Source organism: Eudoraea algarum (genome assembly GCF_050589645.1).
GTDB lineage: Bacteria > Bacteroidota > Bacteroidia > Flavobacteriales > Flavobacteriaceae > JBNGOQ01.
The window spans coordinates 674681-700478 of record NZ_JBNGOQ010000004.1 but is presented as its reverse complement, the minus strand read 5'-3'; the positions used below and the strand labels follow the sequence as shown (position 1 = coordinate 700478).

The window sequence follows — 25798 nt, the reverse complement described above, 5'->3', positions numbered from 1 at the left end:
GCTGTCGATCCAATATTTCAATGAACTAACCTTAAATCTCCGCCCGAAAGCGGGTGCAAATATATAACCGTTTTTTAGCTTACACAATACCTAAATCAAAAAAAAATCAAGGGAAGTCAAAAAAAATGATAATGCTCTGATAATCAATATATCATAGAGCGAAAATATTTTTAACAACTGATCAACAAAGCCCTTTGTCCATTTGTTTTCCGTCAACAAAAACGTACAAAACCGCAAGTGGCCCACGCAAGTCCATCAAAATATGCTAAGAAAAGAAATTCCAGACCAGTCCAAAACGTATTACAAAATCGCGATAGGGGTAATTGGGGGCCGAATAAAAATTATAGCCGGTAAAAGAGGAGTTGAAATGTTCCGCTTTCAGGAAGATACGTGTTTGCCTCACCTTCGCATTGATAAAAAAGTCAAGCAGGGGAAAGGCTCCAAATTCCTCGTTGTTCTGTATATAGAATTCTCCAAGCAACGGGTTGTACGCATCCATATTATACGAGGTAAAGTACTTAAAAGTCACGCCCGTCTGTAAATACATGGCCTTCTTAAAGATATCCTTGGAAAAGTAGAGTGTGTTCCGGGTTACAAATTGAGGGACGTTCAGTACTTCATTCGTTTGAGAAACGTTCTGGTACATGAATGTATTGGCAAGGGCAAAACTCCCCAATTTAAGCTCTTTGCTGTATTTTATTTTTAAATGATTTATGCTGTTGTTTTCTTGAAACGGTCTCACAAAGGCATTTTCCTGGCCCGCGTCTATTTGTTCCTGGGTAGCTTGGGAAGCAAAATAGGAATAGTTGTCCATAGTGGTATACGTGGCCGACAGATTGCCCCATACTTGTGATTCCAGGCTAAATCGGAGGCTGTTCACGGTCTGTTCCTCAAAAGTTGCCGTGTTCTGCCAATTGTAGTTTTGGTAATCGCTCTGATAGAGCAAAAAATTAAAGTCCGGCATTCGGGAAGACAGATGCAGTGCAAACTCAAAGCGGTTCTTGTCATCGATACGGTATCCTGCTTTGGCACTGACAAGACTGCTGGTAAGCTCCCCTGAAACGGTATAGCGCAGCCCACCGTCTACGTTAAAGCCTCCAATCTTTTTTGAATAATCCCCCCCTACAACAATTTCTTCACCATTTAACCGATTGTCTATTTGTCCCTGATCCGTAATCACAATGCTGTTGAAAAAATAGCTGTAATCGTAAAGGCTCGCATATCCTGTTAGCCTGCCCAAAGTTGAATTGGAAAATTCAGCACTCACTTCATTGTAGGCCGTTTTTAAGCGGGCCCTGTCCATTAAATCATCCAAAATGGCATCTCCAAAAAACGCGTTCTGGGAAGTCTGTCCAAACTCATAAAATTTGGTCTCATAAGAAAACTGATGGCCAATGGTCAAGGAAGTTCTACTGGTTGAATCTTTCTCCCGATCGATCAATTTGTACCGGTGTTCAAAAAAATACCGCTTTCCCAGCAACCTATTTTCAACATCGGTAAGGTTTACGTCTATTCTGGATCGATCGGTAAATTCCGGATCCCCGGATTCAAACTGGTCTACTCGGTTGAGGATGCCCCCATTTTCTTCATTTTCGATATCCTGTGCCGCAATATGGGCTCTAATGGAATATCGTTGGTTTCTTGTTTGGTAGTTGGCAGTGGTCCTGAAATTTCCGGACTGGGCCTGATTGAACTGATATTTTCCCAAAGAACGGAATCCTTTATAGGCTATGGAAAAATTTAAACGCTCAGAGGTGTTGAAAGTAAGAAGTGCATCCAGTAACTGACCCTGTTCAAAGGTGGTCTTGAACATAAGTTCGGTCATTGGGGTCGCCACATTGAAGTACCTCATATCGGCCACCTCGCTATAATTAAAATGTTTAGCCTTGGCACCCAGGGCAGGATATAGGGTGGTACGGTCAAAATTTACCCCAAGACGGTTATAGGGTTGGCCCACATTGGGAAAGGGTAATAATTCAAAATCATCCTTTCTCAGATAGTTGTACTTGTATTCCTTTTGGATGGTCAGGGTGGTGTCTAAAAAGGTGGTATCCCTTTGATGCGAAATAATTTTGTAAAATTCGATCGTAATATCCAGGGAATCGACCGGCTTTTTTTGGGCCAATGGCTTTCGCACACTTTGCCTTTTTTGCGCTATTGAATCTGTTTTTCCTCGATTGGGTATGGAATCTTGTTGGGCAGCAAGGGAGTTAACAAAAAAAATAAAAAGTACCGGGAATAAATATCTCATTGTAGCGACTTACTCGGGCAAAGTTAATTTTTTTGTTCGTAATGAAATGTGAAAGTTTTCGCAACATCCCAGTTCCCGTGATATCGCCTTCATCAAATCAATCATTCATTTAAAGGAATCCTTATATTCCCTTGAAATAGAAATCGAGCAGTTTTACCAGGTCCTCCCTTTTGTAGGGGTCCAGTTTCTGTTTTTTGATGTGCTTTTCCATTTCCCCGGCCCGTTCCCCGAACAGGGGCACCAGGTTCTTCCGCTTGCGGGGCAGTTCCACCACCTCGCCCTCGGGGCCCAGCCCCTGGAGGTAGAAACGGGCGCCCTCGCGCTTGAACTTGGCGGGCACGTCCTGTTCGTAGCTGCTCTTGGCGGGCTTCTTGGGCACGAACTTGATGTTCTCCTTGAAATAGAGCGTGTAGCCCTCGCCGCGGTGCAGCCTTTCGAAGAAGGTGGTCTGCAGTTTTCCGCGCTCGTCCCTATAGGGCCTGGTCTCGAACCAGCGGCCGGAGCCGTCCAACAGGGCTATGCGGTAGGGGGTGGAGCGGTCCAGTCCCATGACCTCGCCGTTCTCCCTCTTGATCTCGATGCTGTTCTCCACCACGTTGAAGCGCAGCAGCTGTACCTTTTCCATACCGTTTATGCGGGCCGACACGAACTCCTCCAGGAGGTAGCGCGAGCCCTCGGCATTGTTATAGAGCGGGTTGTTGGTGCCCACAAAGAAGGCGAGCTCGTTGAAGGTCTCGTTGTTGGGCCGCTGTATCTGCCCCTGGGCCGAAAGGCCTGCAAGGCACAGGGCAAGGAGGATCGTTCTTTTCATATCTAGATCGGTTTAGGGTTAAAATATAGGGACCACCAAAAACCGTGCCTTGGTGGTCCCATTTCTATATCAGTTCCCGTATGCTATTAAAAGTTTCCGGGGTTCTGTGTGATGTTCGGGTTGTTGGTAATCTCATCGTCCACGATGGGGAAGATCACCTTGTCCGCACCAGGTGCAGACACCGCTCCGCCACCTGGGCGCAGGTTCAGGTTGTTCCTCAAGAGGTCCATCCTACGGTGGCCCTCGAAACAGAATTCCTTCCTTCGTTCCAAGAGAATCGCATCAAGATCTACAGCGCCAAGCGCGGCAAGGCCGGCCCTGGCGCGTATGGTATTGACATCCGCCAAGGGAGTGGCCCCTACTGAGGTACCCGCCCTAAAATTGGCCTCGGCCCTGTTCAGGTACATCTCCGCGATACGCAGCACCATCCCATCGGAGGCATTGTTCACCACATCCGGGTACTTGGTGGTAAAGAAGGTATCGTTGTTCTGAGCGTCCAAAGCCGCTTGAGAAAGCTCGTCGAACCTTCTGTCCCCTGGATCGGCCGCAAAGGTATCGATCAGGTCCTGGCTAAAGGGCGCATCGCCACGTCCGCCAGGAGAAGGATTGTAGAAGTTCACGTATACCTCATCAGAACCGGCAGCTTCCTGTGGACCATCAGTAGCTGTGTTGATTGCCACAAAGATATTCTCCGAAGATCCCGGATTATCGTCGTAGAAATCAAAATCGCCCGCCAGGGCATAGTTCCCCGAGCTGATCACCTGGTTGGCGAAATCGGCCGCCCTTGCCCAGTCCTCCCTGTAGAGGTACAACCTGGACAAAAGCGCACGTGCCGCACCGGCCTCTGCCCTAGTGCCGTTGTCCTCGGGAAGCGCCGCAATGGCGTCCAAAAGGTCCTGCTCTATAAAAGCGTGCACCTCGTTCACCGTGGAACGCTCCAATTGGAAGGGTGCAATATCTCCGGTGAAAAACTCGGTCACGATGGGTATTCCAAGATTGGTTCCCCCACTGATCTGGAAGGGCTGTGCAAAGAGGTTCACCAATTGGAAATTGGTCACTGCCCTTAGGAACTTGGCCTCTCCTACAAAGCGGGTTACGTCTGCCGCATTAAGATCCGTTACCTCGTTCACATCTATCTGAGGTAGGTTTACAATGACATTATTTGCCGCTGCAATCAACTCATTAGCATCCAACCAGATGTTGTCGATGGATGCATTGGTGGCCAGGGTCTCGAACTGGTCGATTTCCTGTAAAGAAGGGAAACTTCCCACAAAAGCTACATTATCGGCCATAAAGTCCGACATCAGCTGCGGGTTTCCGTTCAAATCCCCGCTCTGGTTCTTACTGTAGATCCCTGTTACTAGACCACTGATTGTGGCAGCACTGGTAAATACTGTACTGGATGCCACGTCGTCTTCAGGGACCACATTTAATTGGCTCTCGCACGATAGGATCATGAGAAGGCCGAAGAGCATTGCTATTGTTTTATATGTTTTCATTGCTATATTTTTTTATTTAAAATGTTAAACGGGCTCCGAACGAATACGACTTGGCCTGTGGCGCGGTAAAGAACGACTCGCCCTGGAACAGGGGATCGATATCATCGGTCACCTCGGGATCGATTCCATCCAATTCATCCTTTTTGAGGGTAAACAGGTTGGTGGCCGTGGCGTACAACCGCAGTGCCGAGATAAAGCCGCCCAAACGTTCAAGGGCCTTCTCCGGAAGGTTGTACCCCAGGGTGATGTTCTTGATCCTCAGGTAAGAGGCGTCCAACTGCTGTTGGGTAGAACGTTGGTTAAAGGCGTTAAAGGTAGAGCTCGTAGGGCTGGGCAAAAAGGCGTTGTCGCCCGGCTGCCTCCAGATGTTCAGGTTCTGCCTCCTGATGTTTACAATGCCCCCGATCGCGTCGTTGCCATCGGCAAAACGAAGGCCGTCTATGACCACATCGTTCCCGTAGGAGTAGTTCATCAGTACGGACAGGTCAAAGTCCCTGTACTTGAAGGTATTGGTCATACCCCCTGAGAAATCGGGAAGCGGGCTTCCCGTGACCACACGGTCCGTAGAACCCGGAGCGGTGGTGATGTTGCCATCAACATCGAGCCACTCGGCGTCCCCGGTCTGGGAGTTGATGCCCACGTAACGGATCAGGAAGAAATTGTTCAATGGCTCCCCTTCGATGGCCCTTTGTACGGCCCCGTCGATGATCCTCCTGCCCTGCGCATCGACAGCGGCATCCTCGTTCAAACGGATGACCTGATTATCGATTGTGGTCAGGTTGAAATTGGTCCTCCACTCGAAGTTCTCGGAGCGTACGTTCACCGTGCTCAGCTCGAACTCCCAGCCTTTGTTCTCCATCTCGCCAATGTTCCTGCTTATATTGGCAAAACCGGTCTGAGGAGGTAATACTTGATCCAACAAAAGGTCAGTGGTGGTCTTCTTGAAATAGGAGGCGTTGAAATTGATTCGCCCGTTCAAAAAGGTCGATTTGATACCGATGTCAAGTGTTTCACTCTCCTCCCATTTGAGGTCAGGATTCTCTGGCTGATCTGGAATTAATCCGGAATCTCCATTATTGTCCGCAATAGCTCCGGCAGCAAAAAGTCCCAAAGAAGGGAAAGTTCCCAATCTGTCGTTCCCCACGGTACCCAAACTGGCACGTAATGATAGAAAATCGATAAAGTCGATGTCCTGGATAAAGGATTCCTCAGAGATTACCCATCCTGCGGCAGCGGACCAGAAATACCCGAAGCGGTTGTTGGCCCCGAAACGTGACGATCCGTCACGTCTTACCGAGCCCTCCACTAGGTACTTGCCCTTGTAGTCATAGGAGACCCTGGAGAAGAGTCCGAACAACCGGCTCGGGAAACGGTCCCCGTTCAGTACGGTTGCCGTTGAGGCCGATTGTAGGTTACGAAGTCCATCTGTTAGGAAGCCCGTACCTGACACATTAGATCTGGTACGCAAGGTTTCCTCGTAGTTGAGACCCAGCAGTACGGTAAGGCTATGGTCCTCCGCAAAGGTATCGGTATAGTTCAAGGTCTGGTTGGTCAGCCAACGGTCCTCGTTTACGAAGATCTGTTGGGCCGATCCCCCGGGAGAGTTAAACTCAGCAGCCCTAACAAACTCCTCAAGGTGCAGCTTGTCGATACCGAACTCCGATCGCCAGGTCAGTCCCGGTAGGGGGCTCACCTCGGTAAAGGCGTTCCCAATCACACGGAAGGTCTTCAGTTCGTCCGTGTTCAGGGCCACCCGTGCAAAGATGTTCGGGATAAAGGAGCCCGACTGCACAAAGTTGCCCTCGTCATCAAAGGCCGGTACTACCGGGCTCTGAAGGAAGGCCGTTGTGAAGGGTGCGTTGATGTTGTTCTCCACGCCCACCCTGTTGAGGCGGTTGTTGGTGATCCCTAGGTTCATCCCGGCCTTGAGCCAGTCGGTGACCTGGGTGTCGATGTTGATCCTGGCACCGGCCCTTTGCTGGTCGTTGCCTATGATGAACCCTTGCGTGTCCTGGTAGTCCATACCAAAGAAGAAGCTGGTCTTCTCGCCACCGCCCCGTATTCCGAGGTTGTAGTTCTGGGATACCCCGGTGCGCTGTACCCCGCCGAGCCAGTCCGTCCCCCCGGAACCAATGGCGCCAAGGTTGAGGTCCTCCGGTGTTACCGTGGTGCCGCCGTTCTGTATGGTGGCCACTTCCGACTTGAACTGTCGGAACTCGTCCGCGGTCAGGATGTCCGGAACGTCGGTGGACTGCGAATATTGCGTGCTCACGTCAAAGGTAAGGGTCGTCTTCTGGTTTCTCCTACCCTTCTTGGTGGTGATCAGGATTACCCCGTTGGCGCCCCTGGACCCGTAGATCGAGGTCGCACCGGCATCCTTAAGTACGGTGAGCGACTGGATATCGTTCGGGTTCACGTAGGAGAGCGGGTTGATCCCGGTGTTCCCCCCACGGTTGAGCGTGTTGCCCGCGGTATCGGTGATGGGCACCCCGTCGATCACGATAAGGGGCTGGCTGCCCGAGTTGATCGAGTTTACGCCCCGTACACGTATAACGGCGGCAGAACCGAGAACACCCGAGGCGTTCACGATCTGTGTACCGGCGCTCTGCCCCTGTAGGAGCTGATCGGCGGATACCACCTGGAGGTTCTCAATGGCCTCCTCTTTTACGATACCGATGTTCTGGATAATCTTTTTCTCCTCTTGGTTACCATAACCTACAACGACCACTTCTTCCAAGGCCTCCGCATCTTCCAGCATCTGTACATTGATGACATCGGAAGCACCAACGGTGCGTTGCTCTGTCGTCTGTCCAATATAACTGAAGCGAAGTACTTGGCCGACATTGGCCGTAATGGTGTAGTTACCATCAAAATCCGTTTGCGCTCCTGAAGTAGTTCCAACAACTACTATGGATACGCCAGGCAACGGCAGACCGTTTTGGTCTGTCACATTACCTGAAATTGTTTTCTCCTGTCCGTAGGAAAAACTCATGCATAACACCAGCAAAGGTGTTAGCATCCAAGCTAACTTTGATCTCATTTAAGTAATTTTTTGAATTAGTCAACGCCAAAAGTCTTAATAATTAGTTAATAATCCAAAAATTTGTGCCTGTTCATGGGGTTTTTTGTTAAAAAAGTTCAATTATTTATGAAATATTTAATCTTTCATTTCAAAGCTTGATATACCCATATGTTTTTAACATGGATTTCATGGATGCCCAAAGAAAACGTCGTGGCTAAATCCATGTAAATCCCATATATTTATCACATGCTCAAGCGTTATTTTAAACAACTCGAAGAAGCGGGAACAGATGAGGCAGGCAGGGGTTGCCTAGCAGGACCGGTGACAGCGGCCGCCATAATCCTCCCTAGAAGCTTCGAAAATGAGTTGCTGAACGATTCCAAAATATTATCAGTCTCCAAGCGGAATCTGCTAAGACCCCTTATAGAGAGTAAAGCCATCGGTTTTGGTGTGGTTCATATAGGGCCAAAAAAAATTGATGACATCAACATTCTAAACGCCTCCATCCTGGCCATGCACGGAGCTCTGGACCAATTGACCAAAAAACCGAAATTCATCATCGTGGATGGTAACAAATTCAGACCTTACAAGAACATTCCCCATGAATGCATCATTAAGGGCGATGGTAAATTTATGAGCATAGCCGCAGCCTCCGTGCTAGCAAAAACATACCGGGATGCTTATATGGAAAAAATACACGAGGAGTATCCCATGTACCACTGGGACAAAAACAAAGGGTATCCCACCAAGGCCCATAGAGAGGCCATCCGCATCCATGGTATCACCAAATACCATAGAAAAAGTTTCAGATTAGTCCCGGAACAGTTGAAACTTGATATCTAAATATTATAAATTTGCGGGAAAGCATTTCCGATGAAATTCAGCACCGTCCTAGTTCTGACCTTTCTATTGTTCTTTGGTTGCCAACAAGAAAAGGTGGTTTCGTCTTCCCTTTTGGCCTATGTTCCGCAAAACGCCTCCGCCATAATAAAAGTAAATGACCTGTCCAGTTTTAAAAGCGAACTAAAAAACAACGATTTTCTTTCCAAATTGAACGGGACTAAACTGCACACAGCAGTTTTTGATAAACTTAAGGGCCTTGATTATGTCCAAACCGATACCGAAAGCGTCATTGCATTTACCGAATTAGGGAAGGACAATCTAGAATTTATTTATGTGGTATCGCAAAGCGCGGATTTTTTGCAATTGACGGACATTACAGACAAAACCATAGAAACCGTTAGCTATGAGCAGCATACTTTTAAAAAATACACGATTGAAGGTTCGATCTTTTATGGAACGGTCCTGGACGGCAAAACCGTAATCAGTTCTTCACCCATTTTGTTGGAAAATTTAATACGCAAAAGGGGAGAGCTTAGTACGTTGGGGCCTTTAAAAAAGCTATATGAGATTGCCAACACCAATAAATCCGCTACTTTTTTTATCAATACCCAAAACGGCGATGCCCTCATTTCATCCATCCTAAACGAAAATGCTGGTATCTCCATGAGCCGATTCTCCGATTGGGTGTCCTTGGACCTCAGTATGGGACAGGACTACATCAATTTTAATGGAATCGCTATGGCCAATGATTCTTTGAAAAAATTCACCAACCTATTCTGGAACACCGGCCCATTGCCACATACCACCCCGGCATTTGCACCCATTACAGCAGATGGTTTCCTCTCCTATACCTTTGACGATTACGATGTTTTTGCTAAAAACCAACAAAAATACCTTGATCGATCGATAGCCATGGATACTGTATTCAATACGGTGGAAGAGGTGGGCATCATATTCCTTAACACCAAAAAGGCCGTAGTGCTCAACACCTATGGTTCAGAAAATATAACCCAGTTTTTGGACGGTTTAAAAAAAGGCACTGTTGATTATCAGGGAACCGAGATAACCTCCTTGGCCGCCAACGACTTCCTGAACGAAATTTTTAATCCCCTTATTCAAAATTTTGAAGCAAATTACTATGCCATTTTGGAGAACAGCTTTGTGTTTTCTGGCGACAGGGAAAGTTTGCAGACCGTAATCAGTAATTTTAAGAACAGCTCTACCTATAACAAGGCGCCATCCTTTGATACGGCCAAAACGGTATTGGCCGATGAGTCCAATCTTCTATTTGTAGCGGACAATAAGGGATTACAGCAAATCCTGAAAGAGGATTTTTCATCGGACCTGCTAAAAGATCTGCAACGCGCGAAGCTTTCCAAATATGCATTTGCCGGACAACTGGTGACCGATGATACGTTTTATCACACCAATCTGATCCTGAAGAAAATAGGCAGGGAGGCGAAGCTCAATACCACCTCTCCCCTATTCACGGTGCAACTGGACAGTGACCTTGCCACTACTCCCCAGTTTGTGATAAACCACAGAACCAATAAAAAGGAAATCGTAGTTCAGGACAAGGATAATTATGTGTACCTCATTTCCACTGCGGGAAAGGTACTTTGGAAAAAACAGTTGGAAGGTAGAATACAGGGAAAAATTGAACAAGTGGATATTTACAGGAACGGCAGATTGCAACTTGCCTTTACCACGGATAATCAATTTTTGATTTTGGACAGGAACGGCGAGGAGGTACCTCCTTTTACCAAAAAGTTCTCTGGTGGCAACCTAAACCCCTTGGCGGTTTTTGACTACGAGCGCAAAAAAGACTATCGTTTTGTCATCACCCAGGGCAGCAAGGTCTTTATGTACAACAACCAAGGAGCAATCGTAAGCGGTTTTAAGTACACCGCTGCCGAAAGTCCAATAATAAAGGTGCCCAGGCATTTTAGGATTGGAAAACGTGATTATCTGTGCTTTGTCCTAGAGAATAAAAGTTTAAAGATTCTGAACCGTGTAGGGGACGTTCGTACGAAAGTTTCTGAGAAAATCGATTTTTCGGAAAACGAAATGTACCTCTACAAAAACAAATTTTCGACAACCGACAAAAAAGGAACCTTGGTTCAAATAGATGAGGCCGGTAAAACAACCCGGTCCAGCTTTAATCTCAATAAGGACCACGGTATGGACGCCACAAGTAAGACACTTGTGCTGATCAATGACAATACCTTAAGCATCAAGGGCAAAAAAGTGGAGTTGGATCTAGGGGTCTATACCAAGCCCAAAATATTCTATCTGTACGATAAAATATATGTCAGTGTAACGGACATTCAAAACCAAAAGATCTACCTTTTTGATAGCAATGCCAAGCCCATTCAAAACTTTCCGATATATGGCAATTCCCTAATTGACCTTGCAGACATGGACAATGACCGCAAACTGGAGTTGGTTGCCAAGGACTTGGAGAATTCCCTGATCATCTACAAAATGAATTGACTCCCACTTCCCGGTCGGTTATACACGATAATGGACCACGTGCACGATCCTTGTCATGGCAACGCACTTTTTCGCTATTTTGAAATTTATGCATTAGATGTTGGACGATTTGAAGGATTTTTCGACCATTCGATGCAATGCATTGATTACCAATACTATCGAAAGAATATTGTATTTTTATTGATACTGTAAAACACTATACCATGAAAACTTCCAATGACTTAATCCGCTCCGTTCTTCCCTTTGTACTCCTTCTCTTTTTTATCCCTACGGCCAATAGTCAAATCCTTAAAAAATTGACAAAAAAAGCCGAAAAGGCTGCGGAACGCACCGTAGAAAAAAGGGTTGAAAAGGAAACAACAAAAAAGACGGATCAGGCGCTGGACAGCATTCTGGAACCTGGTGCCAAAGGGAAGGACAAAAAGAAAAGCCCACCGACCTCTGGGGAAAATCCCTCCAACACATCATCCAACTCCGGAGGGGAAAATCCCACGGGTCCAAAATCCATTACCGTCTATAGCAAATTCGACTTTGTTCCCGGCGACAAAATCCTGTACTTCGATGACTTTTCAACGGACTTCATTGGCGACTTTCCCTCCAAATGGAATACCAACGGTAGTGGAGAGGTGGTGACCATAAACGAATCTCCCCAGCGCTGGTTGGGAATCTTACCGGGTTATAACACCTATTACATTCCAGATGTTCCCGCCCTTCCGGAAGAGTATACCATAGAATTTAACCTCCTGGCCATTGGTTTGGATGCCAAAACCTCTTCCACCGCTACCTTGCAGATAGCGCTTAGCGATGATCCCAATTTTAAACGCGGAGACAATTGGGTACATGCCTATATCCCCTTCTGCCAATACGGCGCCATCGGAATACGTATGCGAAATTTTATCAACAAGGGGGCAGATGGGGAAATCAATAACGTGGTCAATGCAGACCTAAGGACCGCCGTAGTGGATCAGCCCCATATTTCCATTGCGGTCCATAAACAGCGTTTCCGTCTATGGGTCAATGAAAAAAAATATGTGGACATTCCCCGGGCGGTTCCCATGGGTAGTGTACTGAGTACTTTAAAATTTCAGCTTACCAGTTTCAAGGATGGCAAAGAGCAACTTTTTATTAGTAATGTGAAAGTCGCCAAAGGCGGACTAGATCTTAGAAGAAAACTCCTCTCCGAAGGCAAAGTATCTACCAATGGTATTTTGTTCGAATCCGGCTCTGCCAATATTCAGCCCAGATCCATGGGGATTATCCGTCAAATTTCGCAAGTCTTGCAACAAGACGGCGCCATGAAACTCCTTATTATTGGACACACCGATTCGGATGGGGATGACACCGCAAATATGGCACTATCCAAAAAAAGGGCGGATGCGGTAAAAAATGCATTGATCACTATCTATAAGGTTACCGCGGACCGTTTGGAGACCACGGGTAAAGGAGAATCGGAACCTGTGGCCGATAACGGCACTACCGACGGCAAAGCGCAGAACAGAAGGGTAGAGTTCATAAAACAATAAGTCGTGAAGTTAGGTGTAGGGACCACCATTCGGAAAACCTAGGGTTATGCCTTTGTTGCTTCCCTAATGCCCTCTGCCTCGAAAAGCGCTAAGAAATGTTTGATCAGTTTGTCTTGCACAGCGTGCATCGGCACGTTGGGCATGCCCAATTCCACATTTAAGGAGGTGACCGCTTTGTCTTTGATGCCGCAAGGTATCATGTGGTCAAAATAGCCTAGGTCGGTATTTACGTTCAAGGCAAAACCGTGCATGGTGACCCATCTACTTGCCCGTACACCCATAGCGCATATTTTGCGTGCTAAAGGGGTTCCAACATCCAACCAAACACCCGTTTCCCCTTCAGAACGTTCACCTTGCAATCCGTAGTCTTCCAGGGTGCGGATGACCATCTCCTCCAAGAACCTCAAATATTTATGGATATCGGTAAAGAAATTGTCCAGATCCAAAATGGGATAACCCACAATTTGTCCAGGGCCGTGATAGGTAATATCGCCCCCTCTGTTAATTTTGTAAAAGGTAGCACCCTTTTTTGCCAGGTCATCGGTCTGGACCAGGAGGTTTTCCATATCGCCGCTTTTGCCCAAGGTGTACACATGAGGGTGCTCCACAAATAATAAATGGTTAGGGGTCTGTATATTGGTGCCGGTTCTTCGGTTCCCAATTTTGATGTTCAAAATTTCCTGGAACAACACCTCCTGTACGTCCCAGGTCTCCTTATAATCCTTGAGCCCCAAATCCCGTATGGCAACCTGCTTGTTCATAATGGCAAAGATACGAAGACCTTAGGGTACAAACTAATCTTCAAGCTCCACCTCAATACTAAGGGCTTCCGGGTTTTTAAGATAATCCAAAAACTTGACCTGATAGATAACTGTTTTGCCATCAGCACTAAAGGTAGCTTCCTCTGCATTGGTCGATTTTACCCGCCTCGGAAAATGATATTTTAGGGTATAGGTAGAACCGGACAAGAACATTTCTGCGCCTTGTAGACTATCCAAACTCTTGAGATGCAGGGTGCTGTCCACTATGGTGGTGGTGCGCCTAAAGATGCGCTCATCAAAAGAATACCTTACTTGGGTGGCCTGTTCGTCGGTAATGATCGGATTGGCCTGTCCGCTATCATTGCCAGGGCCCAAAGCACTGGCATTCTGAAAGGCGTTAAAGGCATCGCTTACCTCGGAAACATCCTGGAAAGCGCTGAACATGTCAAAGGCCATGACCTTGGTTTCCGGATTCATGACCATATGCAACTTAAAGGGTTCCAGCTTTTTTAGTTTCTCCTGCTGTTCCAGGGGCAAGGTGGCAATACTATCTTTTTTCTCCCTTAGAAAATCTTTGAAGGAAATTACGGAATCCACTGCTTTTTCGTTGGTTTGCAACATCTCGTCACCAGCCATTTCCATGAGCTCGGAACCGTCAAAATTTATGGAGATTTTTCCCGAACCGTCTTCTTCTACATAAATCTCTTCGGTAAAATTGCAGGAAGAAAACAAAAGGGCAATACAGAGGTATGCAAAAAAGGAAATCCTTTTCATGGGTATGGTGTTGATTATATCTACAGAGGAAAAGTCATCAAATTGTCTAGCCAAATATACGGGTAATGCCATGGCAATTGCCAACAAAATTGTACTTTTTTTCTATCAGGGGCCTAAAGCGTCAGTTTGGATTGTTAAGGATCACCAATGCGGCGATGACGCCCGGCACCCATCCACAGAGGGTAAGCAAGAATACGATGAGAAAAGACCCACAGCCTTTCCCAATAACGGCTAGAGGTGGGAAAATAATGGCCAGTAGTACGCGTAAAAAACTCATGATAGTAGGTTTTATGATCGATGTTACTTATATGTCCCAAATCCCTGTGAATTGTTACACAAAAACCCTTACTTTTAACGCTGTCGCGAACCTTTAAACCATGAAATGCACCATTTTTTTGCTGTTCGTACTGTCGGTTGCTCCCTGCTTAGGGCAGTACAGCTTTGAGGGCCAATTGGAAAAAAATAATGCGGGACGTACGGTGTACCTCTCCATCATTGATGACCACCGCAAACTGTCCAAAATATATGTGGGTCAGATCATTCGAAGGACGGAAACAGATTCCCTTGGGTTTTTCAGTTTTAAGGGAGATAATCTCTCTCCCAAAAACCAGATTTACAGGATCCATACCGACGGTTGTTCGGACCTAAAAGGGACCACTGAGCATTTCCCAGGGAACTGTGACAACAGCTACAGCATTCTTTTTCTAGCAAAAAACACAGATACCATTTATTTTCCGGAAACCGCTACCCGGGAAATTTTCTGTTCCATCACCTCCAACAACGACCGTGCATCGGTCTTTCTTCAAATAGAGGATCTTAAAGAACGGATGTTATTCGATTTTTCCGATTTTAGAAGTGAGGCCAACCGTAATCTCAACTCCCAAAAATGGTTTGGGACCTTACAGGAATACGGTAGGGAACTCAACGAACCTTTGGCAGAGCTGTACATTTACGATTTTCTCTCGGACAAGCGCAACGAGACCTTTGCCTATTATCTAAAAGATCTAAGCACCAACACCTATTACGATGAACTTTTGGACCGACTTAAAACGACCTATCCAGACAGCCGATTTACCCAACTTTATGAGGCCGAAATCGTTTCGGACAAACTACTTTACAGCTTCAGCGAAAAGGAAGGTGGGCTAAAGCTCGAAATCTTCCTTGCCGGATTATTGGTATTGTCCTTGATTACCAATATCTATCTGATTTTTCGCCAAAAAAAACTACAGGCCAAGCAAAACGGCATATCCGTATCGGAGCTTACCAAACAAGAGCGGAAAACGCTTGACCTTATAATGCAGGACCGGACCAACAAGGAAATTGCGGCCGAGCTCTTTGTTAGTGTCAGCACGGTGAAAACGCATATCAACAATCTGTACAAAAAATTAAAAGTGGGGTCACGGGAAGCGTTGAAAGCAAGCCTTGAAGGAAAAAAGATGTAAAGCACAGGTTCGTAATTCAACCCAGGTCTAGTCCCCATTTCCACCCCGATTTTCTTTTTACAGCTCTCGAGAATGTTCATTTTTGGAACCCTAACTAAAATCGTTTCAAGATGAAAAAAGCAGTATTATGCGCAATCGGGAGTTTCTTCTCCTTGCTGTTGATCCAGGCACAACCCCTCAATAGGGAAGCAGCACATGGGGAGAACAATCCCTACCTAATCGGTAAAATAAATCGGGAAGGACTTTCAAATGCTGGTTATGCCCAATGGTTTTTGGGGAACAAGCGCGATTATGTGCCTAAACCAGAGGTTTTGAAAGTAGTAAAGGAGCAATTGAACGATTATACCATCACCCTGTTTATGGGAACGTGGTGCGGTGATAGTAAGCGGGAAGTACCGCGTTTTTACAAGATTTTGGAGTCCGTCCAATTTCCGTTGGAACGACTTACTGCCGTGGCGGTGGGCAGAGAGGCCAACAACTACAAACAAAGTCCCGGCGGGGAGCAGGAGGGCCTCAACGTACACCGAGTACCCACCTTTATCTTTTATCGAAACGGAAAGGAAATCAATCGGATCGTGGAACGCCCCATACATACTTTGGAGGAGGACATAAGTGACATTCTCAAAGGGGAATACCGGCCCAACTACCAGGCTGTGGCCAGTATCCATACCGCATTGGAGGAAATGGGCCTGAAGAAGTTTCAGAAAAAGTCGAAGCAGCTCTTGGCCCGCACCAAAGCCCTTGTTGACAGCCCCTATGAGCTAAGCTCTTATTCCTACTTATTGTTTACCCAGGGCAAAAAAGAAGAGGCCCTGGCCGTGGCCGAACTCAACGTACAACTCTATCCGGAGGATGCCAGGGTATATCACAGCCTAGGGAACAGGTTGCTTGCCCTGGAGCGGAATACGGAGGCCCTTGTCCAATTTAAGAGTGCACTACTTTTAGACCCGGGAAACGAGAAGGCAAAAAAAGCGATACGAGCCTTGGAAACCAAGGAGGTGCAATAATACCTTGTTTTTGGAAAAGTTGTGTGAAAATTTGTTCAAATAGGCTAATTTTGCTGCTGCCTTCCAAAATCCGGAAGGCCTTCAAAAATAGAACCTATGCAACTTTCGGAGCAAGAAGTTATCAGGAGGGAAAAATTGGGCAAACTCAGGGAATTGGGCATCGATCCCTATCCGGCAGCCTTATTTCCAGTAAACGCCACTACAGCAAGTTGTAAGGAAAACTTCACCGAAGGCAAGGCCGTGATCATTTCCGGCAGGCTTATGTCCAGGAGAATTCAGGGTAAGGCCTCTTTTGCCGAATTGCAGGACAGCACTGGTCGTATCCAGGTCTATTTTAACAGGGATGAAATCTGTCCCGGGGAGGACAAGACCCAATACAACGAGATATACAAGAAGCTTTTGGACATTGGGGATATCATTGGCCTGGAAGGTGAGCTCTTTACCACCCAAGTGGGGGAAAAAACCGTGTTGGTCAAGGATTTTACCCTATTGAGCAAAGCCCTACGACCCCTGCCCTTGCCCAAAGTCGATGCCGATGGAAACACTTTTGACGAGTTCAACGACCCCGAGTTGCGCTACCGCCAACGGTATATAGATCTCGTGGTAAACCCATCCGTTAAGGAAACTTTTGTGAAGCGCACCAAAATCACCAACAGCATCCGTCAGTTCTTTAACGATCAAGGGTATCTGGAGGTAGAGACTCCCATTTTACAGCCTATACCGGGAGGTGCGGCAGCAAGGCCCTTCGTGACCCATCACAACGCCCTAAATATTCCACTTTACCTAAGGATTGCCAATGAACTCTACCTAAAACGCTTGATTGTAGGTGGCTTTGACGGTGTCTATGAATTTTCCAAGGATTTTAGGAACGAAGGTATGGATCGCACCCATAATCCCGAATTTACCGTGATGGAACTCTACGTAGCCTATAAGGACTATAATTGGATGATGGATACCACCGAACAATTGTTGGAAAAGGTGGCCATGGATGCCAATGGGAGCACCAAGGTACAAGTGGGGGACAATGAAATAGAGTTTAGGGCGCCCTATCCCCGTGTGCCCATTCTTGAGGCCATAAAGAAACATACTGGCATAGACGTGGCCGGGATGGATGTGGCCCAATTGCAAGCCGCTGCCAAAAAGCTGGATATCGTGGTAGACGACAGTATGGGCGTGGGCAAACTTATTGATGAGATTTTTGGGGAGAAATGCGAGCATCACTACGTGCAACCCACCTTCATTATCGATTATCCCAAGGAAATGAGCCCATTGACCAAGGAACATCGGGACAATCCCGCGCTAACCGAGCGTTTTGAGCTCATGGTAAACGGAAAGGAGTTGGCCAACGCCTATTCCGAGCTTAACGATCCCATTGACCAACGCGAGCGCTTTGAAGATCAGTTAAAACTTTCGGAAAAAGGGGATGATGAGGCCATGTTCATTGACCAGGACTTCATCAGGGCCCTGGAATACGGTATGCCACCCACCAGTGGCATTGGCATTGGGATAGATCGGCTAGTGATGTTATTGACCAACAATTCCTCCATCCAAGAGGTACTTTTCTTTCCTCAAATGCGCCCGGAAAAGAAACCGCTGGAACTTGCAGACAATGAAAAGGCAATTTTTGAAATTATCAAGGAGGCAGGACGCTTGCCACTCAACGAACTCAAGGAGGCCTCCGGCCTAAGCAACAAGGCTTGGGACAAAGGTTTAAAGGGACTTGCAAAACTGGGACTTACCAAGGTGATCAAAGAGGGCGATGCCCTATTTTGCGAACTACAGGAGTGATTTCATTCATTTTTTATTATAATCTATTGATAACAAGATAGCTAACGATAAAAACAGTCCATTTCGTTAAATTTTTGCGCATCTTATCGAATTTAAGCAAAAAACGCTTGGGAAACCCGTACCTTAGTGATACCCAAATCTTTGCGTATGAGAACTTTATACCTTCTCGGCATCGGCCTACTTGTTTTATTTTCCTGCTCCAAGGATGACCCCAATACCCCTGGATCTGATCCGGGTCCCGACCCGGGTACTGGTCAAGGTTTAACCTTAAAAGCATGTTTTGCTATGGACAAAAATTCCGTTTCCGTAGGCGAATACATACAGATTACGAGCTGCTCCGAGGGAGCAAGCTCCTATTTCTATGACTTTGGCAATGGCGGTACCAGTGTCAAGGAGCATCCCGAGGTTCTCCTGATGGAAGCTGGGGAATTTACCATTGTCCTTACTGTGAAAGATGCGGAAGATAACACGGATACCTTTTCAAGATCGCTTACCGTCACCGAACCCATTGAGGTCAACTATATTTTTCCTGAAATTCCCTTAGGGTTTTCGGGTATGCCATTGGAAACCGGATTAAACCCTCTGAACAACAACATTTATTACATTGAGAGCAGGGAGGACAAAGCTGGGCCCGAAGGGAATAAATTCTATTACCACGAATTGGACGAAAACTACAGTGCAACAACAAACTATATCGCCGATAGGCCGTTTCAATCTGGCAGTGCCTTTGTGAACCTGCTGCCCAGTGGGAACAGAAACTTTCATTTTTCCAGAACACTTCCGGATTTTTATGGTACTCAAGAAGTGACACTGACCGATACATGGGGCTTTGTAAGTGGTATCAACGCGGCCACAAAACACAGTTACGGATACCTTCCCGATGGCTCCAATTTCCTGTATTTTGGAACACAGAAGGAAGACGGTATCCAAAAAACGGCCATAGAACGGAGAAACGCCAGTGGGGATGCCTTTGAGACGTATTTTAACGCTCTTGGGGATGCCGATTCCATGATCGGAGACCTAATTTCGATAGGGTCCGGATATATTGCCTACGGTATCGTGTTTTCGAAAAATGCCGTGGCTCCCTATGTTACGGATTACAAACCGGCACTTATTTTCTTTGATGCCGGTCTGAATATCACCTCACATAAGATATTTGAGGATTCTGCATTGACCAACCTGCCCATGGACATCAACGACTTAAATGGGCCGTACCATCTGGAACAGCTTTCCAATGGAAACCTGGTTTTTTACGGTAATGGGGAAGTGACCGTTACCGATAGTACAGGAAATAAAATCACTTCTACGATTTTTAGTGGCACTGATCACGTTCAGGCATTGATTTCATTAGGGGATTCCTTTGTTCTTTCCACGAACGATTATTTGAAAAAGTTCGATCAAAATGGAAATCAGACCAAGGAATTAAAATACAATGGCCATTGTATCCCGGAATTCATAACGATCAACAACAAACTTTTCTTTGTTGCCGGGTACAATACCCTGGACACGGTTGATGGTGTTGGCGACATGTCCGTTTCCAAACTTTTCTATGGTGCGACGGATATGGACCTAAACCCGATCAACCTGAATTTATAAGATACGTGCCGATGAAAGGTGGGGGCTACGGCCCCCCTTTTTATTTTTAAAACTAAGGGAAAAAGTATAGCTTAGGGGTCTAAAAACTTTGAATGGACCTCAGCAAAAGAATAGGGCTCTTCCTAGGCCCCATATTGTTTCTTGTTCTCATAAACTTACCGTTTGACTTGGTATCCGAAAAAGGGGATATCGTCATTGCCGTGGCCGCTTGGATGGTCATTTGGTGGATTACGGAAACCGTTTCCATATCGGTCACAGCACTCTTGCCCCTTATTATTTTTCCTTTGCTCAAGGTAATGCCCATGGCCGATGTAGGTGCCAACTACGGTAGCCCCATCGTTTTCCTGTTCTTTGGTGGCTTTGTAATGGCCCTGGCCCTGGAAAAAGTGAATCTGCACAAGCGCATTGCCCTGAATATTATAAAAATAACGGGGACAACTCCCAACAAGGTGATTTTGGGGTTCATGATTGCGACGGCCTCCCTGAGTATGTGGATAAGCAATACGGCCAGTACGGTGGTCATGCTCCCCATTGCCATTTCCGTAATCCAATTGCTTGTGGACGATGCCGACGGTTTTACCAAAAGCGATCGTAACTTTGCCCTGAGCGTTATGTTGGGCATAGCCTTTTCTGCCAATGCCGGGGGGATTGCCACGGTAATTGGCACACCGCCCAACTCGGTCTTAATCGGCTTGTTGGAAAACGAATACAATATTGAGATTTCCTTTTTACGGTGGATGGTCATTGGACTGCCCTTCTCCATAACCCTTATAGCCATTATTTATTTGGTCATGATCAAATGGATGTTTCCGAATGGCCACCTAAAGTTCAATGCGTCAAAACAGGTCATCCATACAGAATTAAACAAATTGGGGCCGACCTCTGGAAAAGAAAAAATGGTGTTGGTCATTTTTGGTGTAACCGTGTTCCTATGGGTCTTTAGAACGGTCATCAACGGGATTTTTCCGGCTTTGGGACTCTCAGATACCATTATCAGCATATTGGCCGCTGTGGCCTTGTTCGCCTTGCCCTACAATCTAAGACGGGGCGATTTCATTATAGGATGGAACGATACCAAAAACCTGGCCTGGGGAATCCTTATTCTGTTCGGAGGCGGCCTGGCGTTGGCCAAGGGCATGTCGGTAAGTGGTATAGTGGATATAGTGGCCGCAGCCATCGCAGCCAGCGATATCAGCATTTTGCTTACGGCCTCCCTACTTATTTTGTTGATGCTCTTTATGACAGAATTGATGAGCAATGTAGCCTTGGTGGCGGTTTTGGCCCCCGTTGTAGCGGGGATTGCCATTGGATTGGGAATCCCGGTACTTTATTTGTTGATTCCTGTTACCATGGCCAGTAGTTGTGCTTTTATGCTGCCCATGGCCACACCTCCCAATGCCATCGTATTTGCAAGCGGTTATATAAAGGTGCATCAAATGGCGCGCGTGGGCATCTTTCTCAACCTTATTTCAGTAGGACTTTTGATTTTAATGTTTCAATTTGTAATTCCTCGATTGTTCTAAAGAAAAAACCCCTGCGTTCAGCAAGGGTTTTTCATAGGGCGCGTTAGCATACCGGGATAACCGGCGTGTCTGTAGGCTTATTTTGCCGTGGGATCAAAACCCATGGGAAGATGCTCATTTACATTGAAATCCAATTCAATTTCCTCTTCCTCAATGTACTCTATGGAATTTAAATCCAAATAAAACTCATAGGGATCAAATCCTTCAGGCAAATGTTCCGAAGCATCAAAATCGCTCACAATAGTATCGTTCTCATCGATGTATGTGATTCCGTCAATGCCCTGGGGAGCTGCATAGGCATCAAAATTCTCAGGCAAATAAGCGCTGGTTTCAACCCCTAGCTCAATGCACTCTTCTTCCAAATACGCAATGGCATTTAAGTCTACATAAAACTTGGCAGGGTCAAAATTCTCGGGAAGGTAGTCTGCGGTATCAAAACCCAGATTCACAACCTCCTCCTCTTCGATATATGTTACACAGCAAGGATCCGTGTCTCCTAGGGCAGCATGCCTTTGCAAGGCAAAAGTGCTACCTGAAACAAGCAGACCAAACGCAGCGGACAGTACTAAATTCTTTTTGTTCATAACTGTAGTGGTTAAATTTAAGACAAAGATATAACAGGGTTTTCAGCCCGTTATTGTCTTTAGATTTTTATTAACGAATCGGTATTTTAGATCCAAAAATCATATTGTCAAACCGGGAGAAGAAAGCCTATCAACTTCGTATTTTAACAGTCCTATTTTTACACAAAAGCCACTTTTAAGAGCGGTTTATTGCATTAAAAAAAGGAGGGTGAAAACTGTTATTTTTTTGTTAACGAATTTGCCAAGGAACCCTCTTGGTCCATAACAGGTTGATATAAGAAAACCCCCGCCGAGAACAGGGGTTTTGCATTGAATGACTAATTCAAAAAATTGATAAATGAAATTATCTGCTTTAAATATTTATCCCTGAGTAAGGATTGAAGTTCTCGGGTAGATAATTCTCTGTGTTAAAACCCAAATCAATGGTCTCTTCCTCCTCTATATAGATAATGCTATCTAGATCAAAGGGATCTGCATAGGGATTAAAACCCTCTGGCAGGTATTCGTTTACGTCAAAATCCAGTTCTATGACCTCCTCTTCCTCAATATATTCCAATCCCGTTAGGTCAACATACAACCCATAGGGGTCAAAACCCTCGGGAAGGTAGTCGGCCGTGTCAAAGTCAAGGCTCTCCTCTTCTTCCATATAGGTGAGCCCATCAATACCAACGGCCTCGGCATAGGCGTCAAAATTCTTTGGCAAATAGTCGCTTACGTTAAAATCCAATACCGGCTCTTCCTGGTCTTCCACAAACGCAAGGGCGCCAAAATCTACATAGGTTTTATGGGGATCAAAGCCTTCAGGGAGATAATCCTCTACATTAAACCCAAGATCTATTTTAAGATCTTCCTCTAGATAGACAATGTCCTTGAGATCCAACTCAACTGGAATATGGAGTCTATGGTGTTCCGATAGGCTTGGAAAAAATCCCACCGTTTCGGAAGTCACGCTTGCCTGCAAGGGAGTAGCAGGGAGTTCTTGCGGTGTTTCCAGTACATTGGCTGGAGCCGCGCAGTCCAAGGAGACCGCTTTTTGTTCCGGAGTGGCTGTATTTCCCAAAAACACGAGGCCACATATTAATAATAACTTGTTCATTTTTTGATTGATTTTATGATTGATGATCGATTGTTGTAAATCGTTTGTATATAAGACTATCCAAAAAGGGAATTGTTACATAATTTGAATTTGTTTAACAATGCCCAAAACCCCTTAGCGGTGATGCCCTGTTTTTTATCAATCCCTTTAAATCATTTAAAACCAACATCTTAACTTGTGTTTTTCTTAAATAACCCAACAGATCAGCTTATGATTTTGTTAACAGAACTTTCAGTTTATTTTTCGGTTCTTTGAAAACTTTAAAACCGAAACTGACTAATAATGACTAAAAAGTTACTGCCAAAACTACTTTTGGTGTTTTTCGTAATGGGCTGTTATACCACAGCAGAGGCCCAGATTTTCAAGAAGAAAAATAAAAAGACAGAACAGACCGATTCAAAACCGAAACCAAAGAAAGGGGATATTCAGCCCTATGAAAAAGTAATAACCAAGGAAGCCGTAACGGACAAGGGGTTATTTGACGTTCATATGGTAGCCGACAAACATTTCTACGAAATCCCGGATTCTCTTTTCAACAAAGAAATGTTGATGGTCACCCGAATCTCCAAAACGGCCAATGGTATCGGATTTGGTGGAGGAAAAACCAATACCCAGGTATTGCGATGGGAGAAAAAGCCAAAAAAGGTGTTGCTACGGGTGGTTTCCTACGGCGTAGTAGCCGCAGATTCCCTTCCGGTACACGAAGCGGTGGTCAATTCCAATTTTGAACCTGTATTGTACGCCTTTGATATCAAAGCGCTTAAAAAGGATTCCCTAAACCCGGCTACGGTGATCGGCGTGGACGAATTGTTCGTCAAGGACGTTAAGGCCCTGGGAATGCCAGAATTTAGACGCAAGCAGTACAAGGTAACCCGGTTGGACGAAAAAAGAAGTTATGTGGAAACGCTGAAAAGTTATCCCTTGAATATTGAGGCCAGGCACGTAAAGACCTATCTAGCCAATAATCCACCATCCAATGGCAGTCTGGGCTCTATTTCGATAGAGATCAACAACTCCATGATATTATTACCCGACAATCCAATGAAACGCCGCTATTTTGACGAGCGGGTCGGCTGGTTTGCCCGGGGACAGGTAGATTACGGATTGGATGTGCAAGAAAGTAAAACCATACGCTTTTTGGATCGATGGCGTTTGGAAGTGAAGGATGAGGATCTAGAAAAATACAGGAACGGGGAATTGGTAGAACCCAAAAAACCCATTGTATATTACATAGATCGGGCCACACCAAAAAAGTGGGTTCCCTATATAAAACAAGGCATCGAGGATTGGCAAAAAGCCTTTGAGGGTGCCGGGTTCAAAAATGCCATATTGGCCATGGATCCCCCTTCCCCGGAAGAAGATCCAGAATGGTCCCCCGAAGATGTACGTTATTCCGTAGTCCGCTATTTGGCCTCTCCCATACCCAATGCCAATGGGCCCCATGTAAGTGACCCAAGGACCGGGGAGATTTTGGAATCGGACATCAATTGGTACCACAACGTAATGACCCTATTGCGAAATTGGTTCTTTGTCCAAACCGCAGCCATTAATCCGGATGCCCAAGGCACTGCTTTCAAGGACGAGGTCATGGGCCGCTTAATTCGATTTGTTTCCGCGCATGAAGTGGGGCATACTCTAGGGCTTCCACATAATATGGGAAGTAGTGTGGCCTATCCAGTAGATTCTTTGCGCTCGGCAAAATTTACCCAAAAATACGGTACAGCGCCTTCCATTATGGACTATGCCCGCTTTAATTATGTGGCACAGCCCGGGGACGATGGTGTAGCGCTGATGCCAGATATTGGTATTTATGACAAACATGCCATTAAATGGGGCTATAAGCCTATTTTGGATAAGACGGCGGAAGAAGAAAAAAAGACCTTGGATGCTTGGATCTTGGAACATGCAGGCGATCCTTTATATCGTTTTGGCCACCAACAAGTGGGAGACATCGTGGATCCCAGTTCGCAGACCGAGGATTTAGGGGACGATGCCGTTAAAGCCAGTACCTATGGTATTGAGAACCTAAAACGAATTATACCCAATTTAGTGGAGTGGACGGCCGAAGATGGAAAGGACTATAAAGACCTGGGCACACTTTATGGCCAGGTACTTGCCCAATACAACAGGTACATGGGCCACGTATCCAATAACATTGGTGGGGTATACGAGTATTATAAGACCTATGAACAAGAGGGCGGCGTTTACACTCCGGTAAGCAAGGAGCATCAAAAAAAATGCATGCAATTTCTACAGGAACAATTGTTCAAGACGCCACAGTGGTTGTTAGATCAGGATATTTTCAGTAGAACGGAATATTCGGGATCCGTGGAAAGGATCAGGGCTGTACAGGTGACCACGCTTAACCGGATGTTGAGCTTAGGGAAAATGGCACGCTTGATCGAAAACGAAACGGCCAATGGCAAAGATGCCTATCGTTTGCTGGACATGCTCCGTGACCTCCGCAGGGGTATTTGGTCCGAACTGCCCAACGGAAGAAAGATAGACACCTACCGAAGGAACCTTCAGAAGGCACATATTGACCGCTTGGGATACCTGATGACCACTGGGAACGAAGCGAAAAAGCCGACGTTCAACGGCTATCAAAAATCTACGGTGGTCAACGCCAGCCAGTCCGATATCCGATCGGTTGCACGAGCCGAACTGAATACCTTAAAAAGGGCCGTTCGCAATGCCTTGGCAATCACCTCGGATTCCATGAGCAGATATCATTTACAGGATGCCGCAGAACGTATCGATTTGATCCTAGACCCTAAATAGGGCC

18 protein-coding genes are annotated in these 25798 nt (G+C 46.0%); 9 read left to right on the top strand and 9 right to left on the bottom strand.

Features of this window, described 5'->3' with window-relative positions:
* Window positions 1–265 precede the first annotated feature (265 nt).
* The 4 genes from ACRD67_RS18275 to ACRD67_RS18260 form a co-directional block, all read right to left on the bottom strand.
* Window positions 266–2137 (bottom strand): putative porin, encoded by a 1872-nt coding sequence (locus ACRD67_RS18275; protein ID WP_430968670.1) that lies wholly within the window; start codon window positions 2135–2137, stop codon window positions 266–268.
* A gap of 235 nt (window positions 2138–2372) precedes the next feature.
* Window positions 2373–3062 carry a hypothetical protein gene (locus ACRD67_RS18270; protein ID WP_430968669.1) on the bottom strand — a complete coding sequence of 230 codons (690 nt, stop codon included), beginning with the start codon at window positions 3060–3062 and terminating at the stop codon, window positions 2373–2375.
* Window positions 3063–3148: 86 nt separating this feature from the next.
* Window positions 3149–4561 carry a RagB/SusD family nutrient uptake outer membrane protein gene (locus ACRD67_RS18265; RefSeq protein ID WP_430968668.1) on the bottom strand — a complete coding sequence of 471 codons (1413 nt, stop codon included), beginning with the start codon at window positions 4559–4561 and terminating at the stop codon, window positions 3149–3151.
* Window positions 4562–4577: 16 nt separating this feature from the next.
* Window positions 4578–7601: a SusC/RagA family TonB-linked outer membrane protein gene (locus tag ACRD67_RS18260; RefSeq protein ID WP_430968667.1), complete on the bottom strand. Its 3024-nt coding sequence runs from the start codon at window positions 7599–7601 to the stop codon at window positions 4578–4580.
* Window positions 7602–7829: 228 nt separating this feature from the next.
* Here ACRD67_RS18260 and rnhB point away from each other — a divergent pair, with 228 nt between their 5' ends.
* From rnhB to ACRD67_RS18245, 3 genes are all read left to right on the top strand, one after another.
* Window positions 7830–8426: a ribonuclease HII gene (gene rnhB / locus ACRD67_RS18255; protein WP_430968666.1), complete on the top strand. Its 597-nt coding sequence runs from the start codon at window positions 7830–7832 to the stop codon at window positions 8424–8426.
* A 30-nt stretch (window positions 8427–8456) separates the two neighbouring features.
* On the top strand, window positions 8457–10919 hold the full coding sequence (locus tag ACRD67_RS18250; RefSeq protein ID WP_430968665.1) for a ribonuclease HII: 2463 nt from the start codon (window positions 8457–8459) through the stop codon (window positions 10917–10919).
* 203 nt (window positions 10920–11122) lie between these two features.
* Complete coding sequence (locus ACRD67_RS18245) at window positions 11123–12442, top strand: OmpA family protein (protein WP_430968664.1); 1320 nt, start codon at window positions 11123–11125, stop codon at window positions 12440–12442.
* Window positions 12443–12486: 44 nt separating this feature from the next.
* Here the strand turns inward: ACRD67_RS18245 and lipB are convergent, their stop codons facing one another.
* From lipB to ACRD67_RS18230, 3 genes are all read right to left on the bottom strand, one after another.
* Entirely contained in the window at window positions 12487–13203 is a 717-nt protein-coding gene (lipB, locus tag ACRD67_RS18240) for a lipoyl(octanoyl) transferase LipB (protein ID WP_430968663.1), read from the bottom strand.
* Window positions 13204–13236: 33 nt separating this feature from the next.
* Window positions 13237–13977, bottom strand: a complete 741-nt coding sequence (locus tag ACRD67_RS18235; RefSeq protein ID WP_430968662.1) for a hypothetical protein — start codon at window positions 13975–13977, stop codon at window positions 13237–13239.
* A 121-nt stretch (window positions 13978–14098) separates the two neighbouring features.
* Window positions 14099–14254: a YqaE/Pmp3 family membrane protein gene (locus tag ACRD67_RS18230; protein WP_430968661.1), complete on the bottom strand. Its 156-nt coding sequence runs from the start codon at window positions 14252–14254 to the stop codon at window positions 14099–14101.
* 100 nt (window positions 14255–14354) lie between these two features.
* On the opposite strand from ACRD67_RS18230, the gene ACRD67_RS18225 reads away from it, so the two are divergent.
* The 5 genes from ACRD67_RS18225 to ACRD67_RS18205 all read left to right on the top strand — a co-directional run bounded on the left by ACRD67_RS18225 (window position 14355) and on the right by ACRD67_RS18205 (window position 21333).
* Entirely contained in the window at window positions 14355–15419 is a 1065-nt protein-coding gene (locus tag ACRD67_RS18225) for a response regulator transcription factor (protein WP_430968660.1), read from the top strand.
* A gap of 110 nt (window positions 15420–15529) precedes the next feature.
* Window positions 15530–16426, top strand: coding sequence for a thioredoxin family protein (locus ACRD67_RS18220; protein WP_430968659.1), 897 nt, complete (start codon window positions 15530–15532; stop codon window positions 16424–16426).
* A 96-nt stretch (window positions 16427–16522) separates the two neighbouring features.
* Window positions 16523–18214 (top strand): lysine--tRNA ligase, encoded by a 1692-nt coding sequence (gene lysS, locus ACRD67_RS18215; protein WP_430968658.1) that lies wholly within the window; start codon window positions 16523–16525, stop codon window positions 18212–18214.
* 147 nt (window positions 18215–18361) lie between these two features.
* The gene (locus ACRD67_RS18210) at window positions 18362–19810 is read left to right on the top strand and encodes a PKD domain-containing protein (RefSeq protein ID WP_430968657.1); all 1449 of its coding nucleotides are present in this window, start codon (window positions 18362–18364) and stop codon (window positions 19808–19810) included.
* A gap of 92 nt (window positions 19811–19902) precedes the next feature.
* A complete protein-coding gene (locus ACRD67_RS18205) occupies window positions 19903–21333 on the top strand; it encodes an SLC13 family permease (protein WP_430968656.1) in 1431 nt (476 codons plus the stop codon).
* 77 nt (window positions 21334–21410) lie between these two features.
* Here ACRD67_RS18205 and ACRD67_RS18200 read toward each other — a convergent pair whose 3' ends face one another.
* Window positions 21411–21917, bottom strand: a complete 507-nt coding sequence (locus tag ACRD67_RS18200; RefSeq protein ID WP_430968655.1) for a hypothetical protein — start codon at window positions 21915–21917, stop codon at window positions 21411–21413.
* Between the two features lie 352 nt (window positions 21918–22269).
* The gene (locus ACRD67_RS18195; RefSeq protein WP_430968654.1) at window positions 22270–23013 is read right to left on the bottom strand and encodes a hypothetical protein; all 744 of its coding nucleotides are present in this window, start codon (window positions 23011–23013) and stop codon (window positions 22270–22272) included.
* Window positions 23014–23295: 282 nt separating this feature from the next.
* Between ACRD67_RS18195 and ACRD67_RS18190 the strand changes: the two genes are divergently transcribed.
* Window positions 23296–25794, top strand: a complete 2499-nt coding sequence (locus ACRD67_RS18190; RefSeq protein WP_430968653.1) for a zinc-dependent metalloprotease — start codon at window positions 23296–23298, stop codon at window positions 25792–25794.
* Window positions 25795–25798: the final 4 nt, after the last annotated feature.